Origin of the sequence: Neptuniibacter sp. UBA6509 (genome assembly GCA_002435145.1) — a bacterium.
Classification (GTDB): domain Bacteria; phylum Pseudomonadota; class Gammaproteobacteria; order Pseudomonadales; family Balneatricaceae; genus Neptuniibacter.
The window spans coordinates 1-9915 of the sequence record DJLT01000089.1 but is presented as its reverse complement, the minus strand read 5'-3'; the positions used below and the strand labels follow the sequence as shown (position 1 = coordinate 9915).

The window sequence follows — 9915 nt, the reverse complement described above, 5'->3', positions numbered from 1 at the left end:
TACGATGAGAAGATGCAGCCCTATTTTGAACAAGGGATTGAGCTAGGCAGAAGCTTTGTACAACCTAAATATTGGGGCAAACGTAGCCTTGATTATCTGTGGTATGGCATTGGCGCTTATCTAAAGAAGCATCCAGAAGTTCGTTACATGTTTGGCCCTGTTAGCTTAAGTAACAATTATCCCGCTGCGGCCAAAGATATGTTGATTTGGTTCTACCGACATTATTTTAATGATAAAGAGAACCTATCACGCTCGTTAGCACCTTATCATCTAGACAACGATGCAAATACGCATATGGAAAGCCTTTTCTGCGGTGATGACTATAAAGCGGACTTTCGTACGTTAAAAGAGCAGCTGGAGTTCTTGGGCTGTAGTGTCCCGACTCTTTATAAACAGTACAGCGAACTTTGCGAAGAGGGCGGCGTACGCTTTTTAGATTTCGGGGTCGATGCGGACTTCAATTTCTGCATAGATGGGTTGGTCTTGGTAGATATTAACTATGTAAAAGAGAAGAAAAGAAAACGTTATATCGGCCAATAAGTCCAAACATTAGCGCGAAAAAAACCGCGTATCACATGAAGTGATACGCGGTTGCTTATAACTTAGTAAAAATAGCTTTGTAAACGCTATCTGTTAAATGCGCTTACTTAGAAGCCGCTTTAACATCCGCCTCACTGACTAATTCAATACCTTGAGCACTCATATTGATATCCATCTTAACGCGCATATCAATGTTTTTAAGTAGCTCTAATTGCTCAGTCACTTCTGGATCAGCCGCCATTTCTAGCATAGGTAAAACTGGCGCAAGTATCTTTTTATAGTCCATGGAGAAGTTAAGTAGACCATTGCTTGTCGCTTCTTCAGAAGCCATACCTTCAGCAATCGCTTTAGCCTTCTCACCGTTATAAATCACTAAATGCTTACCTTTGACTGCAAGCATAGGCTTAACATTCACCTCAGGAGGAATCGGCAGCATTGTAGAAAGATCAACCGCGCTTCCATCTGTAGGTAATTGAATATGAGCTAAAGGTGGCGCAAATGTTTTAGCCATATTGAAAAGTACAGCTGGGTTTTCAGCCGATAAAGATACGATCGCATCTAAGGATTTTAACTCAGGAGCCGGACCTTCCATCGAGAATGAGAAGTCCTGTATGCCCATACCAACACCTTTAACACCTTGCGCCATACCAGTGAACATAGCTAAAGCAGCCGGATTAGCATCACGTGTAGCGGCCTGCATCTCCATTAGCGGCTCACACTTATAGCTCGGCTCTAGCATATTACTCCAGATAGAAGACAGTGCTGGGCTCAGCTTATTCGTATCTATACCTAACCCCATGCCAAACACTTGCGCTTTTTCCAAGTAAGATGGGATAAAGCCCTGCATAGAGGTTAATGCATCTAATACAACTTTGTTCTTGCTCTCTACAATCATTGCCGCTTTCATGTAACTACGTTCAGCAGTAATGTTCATATCATCTTTACTACGAATACCGATCACTGTACGTGGCCAGTTAGCTGCGATAGCGCCCATTTCTGCTGCACATTCTGGCGTGCGAATGACAGCAAAGTCATTATTCCCTTCGCCTTCTAACTCAATCGCTTTAGTCATCATGCTAGCTAAAGCATTACCATTCGTTGTGGTTAAAGCCTTTACGATGCCTTCATGGTCAAAGTAAGAAAGGGATGCTCCTGTAAAGCCATGCTGTGTTTGGATCCCTTTAAGCACGCCCGAATCTTGTAACGAAGCTGTAGGCTTAGCCTGAGCCAACGCCTGATCTAAATCGGCCTGAGTATTCAAGTGCGTGTTGATTGTCCAAGTCGCCCAACCATTTTCATAAGCAACAACCGCTTCAAACGTTTCACCCTCTACCGTGTTATCGAGTGTATATACACGATAAGCGAACTCGTTAGATTTACGCAGTTCATGTTTAAAGCCGCTATCCATTTCAGCTTTATCTAATACGGCCCAGAAGTTTTGTTCATCGGTTACTTGGTAGCGTACAACCGGCATTAAACCAACAGCGTAAATGAATGTTTTGATGTCATCTGGTAAAGCAAAGGTTTTTTGAAACAACTCAGGAGACGAGACTGCATCAAAGTAGGATTTCATCAAACTGGCAACAAACAGCTCTTTAGGATCTGTGCTTTCTGAGAATTCAGTTAGCAGCTCATCAGCCATATTATTCTGAGGATATGACGTAGACTTGAGATAATCTTTAAGAGGGAAGGATTCTAACTGCCCTGAAAAAAATACCGTATCCGCTGGTACATAAGTCAAAGGGGAATAAGAAGCAGATGTTCCTTCGCTTCCTTGCTGACTAACCATATAACCTACAGCTCCGGCAGCAACAACAGCTCCGGCAATAACGACTTTACGCACCATTAAAACTCCATTTAAGTATTTTCTATGATAGTAACCGATCAATCTTTCACTGTCCCTACCTCACAGTGAAAATAGGAACTATTCTTATTAAATAATTATGAAACAGATCCTTACAGATTTAATTTCCCTTAAGGAAAACTCATCCTAAAAGTTTGCTCGTATTAGATGAGCCACTTATGATAGATACGCTATAAGAGTGTGCCATCATCACTTTTTCGAATCACTCTGCATATCGCCAATGACCACCATAACCCTATTGATACTTAGTAAGGATAATCTGTGTCCCCGATCAGCCTCATAATATTGATAGTCCTCGCACTATTAATCACCTCATGGGTTCGCTCATTACCCAAGAAGAAGCGCAAGTCCGCCCTTATTAAAATTGCGCTCGTGCTTTTATTGATCATCACCGCAACCATGGCATTAACAGGGAAACTCCACTGGATAGCTGCTCTATTCACAGCTGCTCTCCCTTTCGCACGACATATTTTCCCACTACTTTTACGCGTTATTCCTTTCCTTAGTGTCTGGCAAAAAAGGCGAACCCAACAAACTAATAGCGGTAATCAGTCGTCAGAAAATTCTAAAATCATTCATCTGAAAATCGATCATGATGCAGGAGTTATGTACGGGACTGTTTTACAAGGGCCTTTTAAAAATCGCGAATTAGGCACGCTCGATAAAGATCAATTCCTGTCTCTACTTAAGTATTGCCGCCAACAAGATCAAGACTCAGCAAAGCTATTAGAAACTTATCTAGACAAACGCTTTGGGCCAGTATGGCGTTCAGATGATTTAAGCAGTGAAAAACCTTCAGCTAGCGCAAAAGAGATTCAAGAAGCGTACGAAATATTAGGATTGCAACCCAATTGCAGCAGGGATGAGATCATTAATGCACATAGAAAGTTAATGCAAAAAAATCATCCCGACAGGGGTGGAAGTGATTATATTGCAGCCAAAATAAACCAAGCTAAAGATACCTTGCTTAACGACTAAATCGTCGATGGGCCCGCTCGGGCCCTACTCTTTCCAAGCGCAGGCCCGCAGTACCATAAGTGGCGCTATGACCTTTCAACTTCAGCGCCCCTTGTTTATCTCTTTGAAAAATCAATATTTCATTTTCTTTGCGGCCATCAATTTCGGTCAGATACACCACGACTTTCCCCTCACTAAGGGTCTTCCAAGTACCTATTTGCTCAATCAATGGCTGGCGGTTTCTATAATCCTGAGTTAAAAACGCCTCATTATCTGATGTTAAATCTAAAGAGATAAAACGTCCTAGACTATTCATCCCAGGCAAAAGAGCGCTGTACAAACCCGGTAATGTTCTAACCTCTAGATTTCCTTCACGAGCACAGCCTGAATACACATGGCTATTTAACGTCATCTGACTGGTGTACTCATAATCAATGCCAAACTGATCGGTACATCGCGTCTCAAGCACCTTCAGCGCTAATGAATAACGTGCGATACCTTGAAGCTGACTATTCCACTCATACCCATTACCCAACGAAATTGGCTTTTTGCGTGGAAAAACAAGTTGAGCTAACCGACCATAGTTTTGAACGTAGATACCATCTTCGCGAACATCGGCTATCCACAGCGGTTTATTGCCTGCAGCACGATACTTGTTACCAGATAATTCATACTGACATGTGAGTTGATCGCCGCCCATCAAATGTACTTTATACACCTCCCACGGCTCACCTGTAACAAAGTGGTCTCCGCTTAACTCAGCATAAAACACTGGGGCCTGAGTATGCTTAAAACGTTTTGCTAATTTCCCTGTACGATCATTAATACTTTCCGCTTTATTCACATAACAAGGTTTAAAACTTAAACCATCGTTATTTATTGACACTACACCTCTACGAAATAAAGGCCCTGCGTCCCCACCCAAATCAGCAGGAATACTCTGACAACCGGACAAATAGGCAAAACTAATTAGACATATAATTTGCTTTATCAGAATTTTATGCTCAATGAAGTTCATATAGGTGTTGCTAGAAAAGGATTGAATAATGATAATAAGCCAATAGATCATGGAGGGCAAAAATATGGCTAGGCCAGCGGAGTTTGACCGTAAAGACGTATTAGAAAAAGCAATGAATGTATTCTGGCGAACAGGATACAGTGCTTCATCTGTTACAGATTTAGTCAATGCAACAAAATTAAAACCGGGTTCATTATACGGTGCATTTCAAAGTAAACGCGGACTTTTCCTAGAAGTCATTGATACCTACTCTTCGCGCAGCTTAGAACGCATTTCCAATATAATGACTGAAGCAGAATCCCCTATTGAAGGTATCCATACCTTCTTCATTCGTTTCAGTAACGAGTTAGAAAATGACAGTATTGGTAAAGGCTGTTTAATGGTGAATACCATGCTGGAACTCGCCACTGAAGATGACGAGATTCGAGGGAAGGTTGGACATTATTTAGATCAAATAGAGCGGCACTTCTGCACCGCTTTACTGAAAGCCCAAGAGGCAGGCGAACTCGATAAACAGCAAAGTGCTGAAGATCTTGCAACCTATTTAATGACAAATATCTGGGGACTGCGTGTGCTAAGCAGTAAACGTCCGGAGCATCATAAATATGAAGCCGTCGTTAAAACAATTCTCTCTGCTTTACATTCCCCACACCATTAAAAGAAGAGATTAAGGGGACAGATAAATAATGCAGCAATCATTCTGAATTGATTGCTGCTTTTTCAAATCACCTCTACTTATTCAACATCATAAGCACACCTAAAACCAATTGATCCGTAGATACTTCGGCCACTCACGGGCGGTTTTACATTTCGAAAAGAGCTTCTCAGGTTATCCACATTTTCATCCCAAGAGCCTCCACGAACCACTCTTTGTCTACCTGATTCGGGTCCTTTAAGGTCACCATTAGCATAGCGATTTAAAGCCCCCTGTTCATACCAGTTCATTGTCCACTCACCGGCATTACCATGCATATCATTTAGGCCATACGCATTCGCATCGCGACTGCCGACAGGCCATGTCGTATCTTCCCCACAGCCATCAGGCTCATTCAGGACAGACCCCATCGTCTTGCCATCATCAATAATCGCATGTTTACAACTAACCTCTTGCCCCCATGGGTATCTACTTAAGGTATTTGCCCTGCCGCTTTTTCCCACTCAGCTTCATAAGGTAAACGTGCCCCTGTCCATTCACAGTAATCCAACGCTTACTGCCAATCGACACAGTTAGCGGGATGGCTAGCTCGGCCTTCCACACCAATATTACAATACTTATTTCGTTGAAAATCTTTAGGACACTGGCACTTTCCAGCGGTTATACAAGCTTCATACTCAGCGACTGAAACCTCGTATTTATCAATCTTAAAAGCCGGAACATCAACGCTCTTTCCCCCCGGTTTCCCCTCATCATTTTCACAAGCGGAGTCAGCGAGAGAACACCCCATCTGAAAGGGCCTACTCTCGATTAAAATAGGGTTCGTATTTACGTAGAGACTTCAGCATTCGTCGATGCCGCTTGAATATTACTTCCCATCCCTCCTAACAACATAACGACTGAGCAGGCTAACTTATTCATTATTATGATCTCCAGAAAGCATGAATAAATTATTATCCCTTCAAGCTAGAACACAAATACGCAGGAAAGTTTATTTATTCTGCTTTTATTTTTAATGAACAACCCCAAAAGGATAAACAAGTCACAGCCTGAGAGCTCAATCTCAAGCTTATTCCTTACCTTTACATATAACTTCTTTTTATAGCCCCTCTTATAGCCCCTGTCGCTAATTTGAAACCATGTAACCTTCTGTTTTTTATATAAAAGTATATTTAGCAATCAATATACTGTCGCCAATTACCGACAGTTTCGATCTTGAAACCTAGTCCAAAACAGTTCAGCCAAGATCACACAGCACGAAAAACTCCCTAACCAACTGTTTTTCAATGAATTTTTTATTTCTGGCATACTACTTGATATATGCCTAGCGATTTTAAACTTTTTAATACCTCATTATTAACAGTTTGTTTAGGAGATAAACAATGAAAACATCTGCATGGACACTGGCTTCTTTAATTGCTCTTTCTTCCTCAATTGCACTAGCTGAAGAAGCAAACACCGGAACACCTGAAGCTACTCCTGAAACGACTCCTGTGACTACTACAGCAGTAACTACTCCTGGAACTGCATCGGTAACTCAGACAGAAGCGACATCTACTGAACAGCCGACAGAAAAGAAGCTTTTTGAAAAATTAGATACCGATAAAGATGGGCAAATTAGCCTGGATGAAGCGCAAAACTACCCAACACTGGTCAAAGGTTTTGACAAAGTCGACAGTGATAAAAACGGTTTTTTAAGCCCTGAAGAATTTACACGCCCACGCCTTAAATCTTAATAGCGCCATCACGTTTAAACACCCGACTTAAGTAAAGAACTCCTTAGGAGAATTTAAATGAAAACTAACACATTACTAATGGCTTCAATCCTGACATTGTCGGCAACAACATCATTTGCCGAGCAAGCAAGCGAGCCACAAACAACGCCTATGCCTCAAGCCGAAATACTGACAAATGAGCAGCCAACTGCCCCGAGCATATTTGAAAAGCTTGATGCAAATAAAGACGGCAAAGTTAGCCCACAAGAAGCCCAAGTATCTCCAGCCCTTGTAAAAGGATTTGAACATATTGATACGAACAAAGATGGCTTCTTAAGCACGGATGAATTTTCCCAGCTTCAGGTTAATACTACCCCAGCGCCCACTTATATAGCGCTAGCGGGATTACCCACTTTATAGGGGTTCACTGGTTTGAGGGAGGTCGTTTAAACTGATTCCGAGACAGCCTCAGATTAACGACAGCCCTCGCTCTGGTAACAGTTGAGTAAAGCATCCATGTCCACAAACATAGCCGCCAGCTTTACTTAATAGGGTTAGGGACCTTTCGGGTTCCTAACCACCCCTTACAATCGGCCGTGTATATCCCAATACCGGAAAATGAATAAATATTAGCCATAACAGGACTGATTCATGGATAATACTCATACAGGTGTTTAAAAAGCTACTTTTACATGTCCAATAGCAAACGCTACGGCTGGCGCCTTAGCTCACTCAAACAGTTAGTGTTACTGTCATTCTTAGTCGTGGTTACTCCTTTCGGGGTCTTAATCTACTATGCGACTGACGCGCTTGTTGAACAATCAGCAGGAGGGCGTGTACTTGCTAAACAAGCACTAGAAGTCACCCGCAGAGGACAACGCCTAGAAGGACTCGCGGAAGACATCACGCGTTCAGCAAGGCAATACCAAATTCTTGCCAAACCCGAAATAAAAGAGCGACTCACCCAATATTTATCCGAATATAAAGAGCAGCTCGCCATACATAGCTTTATCCTTACCTCTGAAAATAAGCTAAACGAGATAAGTAGCTTACTCGCAGAAATTGAGAATTCACAAACAGGTGATGCCAATAGTTTGCTAGGCCTCACCCGTGAAGTGAATAATCAGATTGATTTAATCCTTGATAAACGTCTTCAAGCCTTAAACGAAACCGCCTATCAAACACAAACGCAACTCAGTTCACTTGCAATCGTTTTACTTATTATTGAGATGCTACTGATCCTATTTTTTAGTTTCTCAATTATCCGGCCTGTGCGACGAATTGCAGACAGAATACAAGCGCTTGGTACAGGGGAAGAGTACACTGGCGCTATGGTCGGCGGGCCTCATGAGCTCGTTGAGTTAGAAAAACAGTTAGACTGGTTAACCGAGCGCTTAGCAGAAGTTGAGAATGAGAAACAACGCTTCCTGCGTCATATGTCCCATGAGTTAAAAACACCACTGACAACATTAAGAGAGGGATCTGATCTACTTGCCGATCAAATTACCGGCCCCCTTAATAATAATCAGATGGAGATAACTCAGCTATTACAAAGTAACTCTCGACAACTTCAATCCTTGATCGAGCAATTATTAGACTACAGTCGGCTCCATCAAAATGAACCCGTCAATCTACACCTGGTTGCTCTACTTCCAGCACTGAACGAGGCGATAGAGCCTTATAAGTTACTGATTGAACAAAAACGCATTCAAGTCTCCCTACCTGAATCTGAACAGGAATGGATGACCGATAGAGCAATGCTTATTCGTATTATTGGCAATTTAGTCTCTAACGCGGCGCTCTATGGCAGTGACAATGGCCGCTTAATATTGCAAATTCAATCCACTGATTCCGAGTGTGTGATCAGCGTTGAAAATGATGGACCAACGATTCCAGAAAAAGATGTCCCCCAACTCTTTGAACCCTTTTATCAAGGGCAAAATAGACGCCAAGGCCCTGTAAAAGGATCAGGCATAGGGCTAAGTATTGTACGCGATGCTGCAGAATCGCTTGGCGCAAGCGTTGAATTATCGACCAATGAAAATAATCGTGTTGGTTTTAGCCTTTATCTACCCGTTTTGGAGCAACACCTAAATGATTAAATATACTCCACTCCTTTTTGGGCTATTGCTACTACAAGGATGTGAAATTGCCCCATTGCAACCCAGCTCAACGGCCCCTCTTATCGTGGAGCAAAAAAGCTGTCGCATTGAACCGGCCAATCTTGATCGATTACAAAAGGTCGAAACCGAATTTTTAGCAAAACCGGAACAGCGTAGCCGTATTATGCAAACGGCAATACGACAGAAAGATCTAGCCCTACTTGCTTTACTGCTCTCTACACCGCTGTCATCAACAGAACAACTGCAACAGTCTAAACGCTATTATGCAAAGCTCGTGCTATACCCAGACAAAGCCTGCCCCGGTGACCGCTATTTTGATCTGCGAGATCAGTTAACCTCGGCATTGCTATGGATGCGAGCAGAACATGACAACTTATTAGTGGAACACCGAATTTTGCAGAAAAAAATTGATGCACTGACCCAACTGGAAACCGACTTGAGTAATGACCGTGAGGAGCAGGAATGAAGCCTCATATTCTACTCGTTGACGATGACAGCTCTCTTCTAAAATTACTCTCTATGCGCCTTGCCGCTTTTGGGTTTGAAATAAGCTGTACTGAAAGCGCTGAAGAAGCACTCGAAAAAATAAGCGACAAAGTAGATCTAGTCGTTACCGACCTGCGCATGGAAGGTATGGATGGGATGGCGCTGTTTACACAGCTACAACGACTTTATCCACAACTGCCAGTCATCATCATTACTGCTCACGGCTCCATTCCAGAAGCGGTAACAGCAACTCAGCAGGGCGTATTTGGTTTTTTAACAAAGCCTATCGATCGTGATCAATTGATGCAAACGATAGATGCAGCCCTTGCCAGCACTAGCCGTAGCGAAGGGACATGGCGAGAAAACATTATCAGCCGTAGCTTAACAATGGAGCAGATACTGCAAGAAGCAGAGCAGATTTCTGGTTCAGATGTAAGCGTATTAATTACTGGTTCAAGCGGTAGCGGCAAAGAGCTGCTAGCCAATGCGATCCATAAAGCAAGCCCTCGTCAAAAGAAGCCTTTTATTGCTATTAACTGCGGAGCTCTACCTGAACA

11 protein-coding genes and 1 pseudogene are annotated in these 9915 nt (G+C 42.6%); 8 read left to right on the top strand and 4 right to left on the bottom strand.

Annotated elements, in window-relative coordinates; genetic code table 11:
- A partial coding sequence (locus tag B4K11_RS11020) for a GNAT family N-acyltransferase (RefSeq protein WP_292959377.1) occupies positions 1–540 on the top strand: 540 nt, incomplete at its 5' end.
- Between the two features lie 103 nt (positions 541–643).
- On the opposite strand, the gene B4K11_RS11015 is transcribed toward B4K11_RS11020, so the two are convergent.
- A complete protein-coding gene (locus B4K11_RS11015; RefSeq protein ID WP_292952722.1) occupies positions 644–2386 on the bottom strand; it encodes a hypothetical protein in 1743 nt (580 codons plus the stop codon).
- A gap of 279 nt (positions 2387–2665) precedes the next feature.
- Here B4K11_RS11015 and B4K11_RS11010 point away from each other — a divergent pair, with 279 nt between their 5' ends.
- On the top strand, positions 2666–3382 hold the full coding sequence (locus tag B4K11_RS11010; protein ID WP_292952719.1) for a DnaJ domain-containing protein: 717 nt from the start codon (positions 2666–2668) through the stop codon (positions 3380–3382).
- On the opposite strand, the gene B4K11_RS11005 is transcribed toward B4K11_RS11010, so the two are convergent.
- Positions 3372–4247 (bottom strand): hypothetical protein, encoded by an 876-nt coding sequence (locus tag B4K11_RS11005; RefSeq protein WP_292952716.1) that lies wholly within the window; start codon positions 4245–4247, stop codon positions 3372–3374. The two genes, B4K11_RS11010 and B4K11_RS11005, sit on opposite strands and share 11 nt — an antisense overlap.
- A 196-nt stretch (positions 4248–4443) precedes the next feature.
- Here B4K11_RS11005 and B4K11_RS11000 point away from each other — a divergent pair, with 196 nt between their 5' ends.
- Positions 4444–5037, top strand: coding sequence for a TetR/AcrR family transcriptional regulator (locus B4K11_RS11000; protein ID WP_292952713.1), 594 nt, complete (start codon positions 4444–4446; stop codon positions 5035–5037).
- Positions 5038–5114: 77 nt separating this feature from the next.
- On the opposite strand, the gene B4K11_RS10995 is transcribed toward B4K11_RS11000, so the two are convergent.
- Positions 5115–5537, bottom strand: a complete 423-nt coding sequence (locus B4K11_RS10995) for a formylglycine-generating enzyme family protein (RefSeq protein WP_292952710.1) — start codon at positions 5535–5537, stop codon at positions 5115–5117.
- A pseudogene (locus B4K11_RS10990) lies at positions 5507–5824 on the bottom strand (formylglycine-generating enzyme family protein). Before B4K11_RS10990 ends, B4K11_RS10995 begins: the two are co-directional and overlap by 31 nt.
- 592 nt (positions 5825–6416) lie before the next feature.
- Between B4K11_RS10990 and B4K11_RS10985 the strand changes: the two are divergent.
- The 5 genes from B4K11_RS10985 to B4K11_RS10965 form a co-directional block, all read left to right on the top strand.
- Entirely contained in the window at positions 6417–6770 is a 354-nt protein-coding gene (locus B4K11_RS10985; RefSeq protein WP_292952707.1) for an EF-hand domain-containing protein, read from the top strand.
- A gap of 57 nt (positions 6771–6827) precedes the next feature.
- Positions 6828–7169: an EF-hand domain-containing protein gene (locus tag B4K11_RS10980; protein ID WP_292952705.1), complete on the top strand. Its 342-nt coding sequence runs from the start codon at positions 6828–6830 to the stop codon at positions 7167–7169.
- Between the two features lie 272 nt (positions 7170–7441).
- A complete protein-coding gene (locus B4K11_RS10975; RefSeq protein WP_292952702.1) occupies positions 7442–8851 on the top strand; it encodes a sensor histidine kinase in 1410 nt (469 codons plus the stop codon).
- A complete protein-coding gene (locus B4K11_RS10970; protein ID WP_292952699.1) occupies positions 8844–9338 on the top strand; it encodes a hypothetical protein in 495 nt (164 codons plus the stop codon). The genes B4K11_RS10975 and B4K11_RS10970 overlap by 8 nt, the downstream gene beginning before the upstream one ends.
- The coding region (locus B4K11_RS10965; RefSeq protein WP_292959376.1) for a response regulator at positions 9335–9915 on the top strand (581 nt) is incomplete at its 3' end. The genes B4K11_RS10970 and B4K11_RS10965, both read left to right, overlap by 4 nt.

Coding starts and splice junctions, on each gene's coding strand:
- B4K11_RS11015 (WP_292952722.1), bottom strand. CDS start 2,386: ATGGTGCGTAAAGTCGTTATTGCCGGAGCTGTTGTTGCTGCCGGAGCT.
- B4K11_RS11000 (WP_292952713.1), top strand. CDS start 4,444: ATGGCTAGGCCAGCGGAGTTTGACCGTAAAGACGTATTAGAAAAAGCA.
- B4K11_RS10985 (WP_292952707.1), top strand. CDS start 6,417: ATGAAAACATCTGCATGGACACTGGCTTCTTTAATTGCTCTTTCTTCC.
- B4K11_RS10980 (WP_292952705.1), top strand. CDS start 6,828: ATGAAAACTAACACATTACTAATGGCTTCAATCCTGACATTGTCGGCA.
- B4K11_RS10975 (WP_292952702.1), top strand. CDS start 7,442: ATGTCCAATAGCAAACGCTACGGCTGGCGCCTTAGCTCACTCAAACAG.
- B4K11_RS10970 (WP_292952699.1), top strand. CDS start 8,844: ATGATTAAATATACTCCACTCCTTTTTGGGCTATTGCTACTACAAGGA.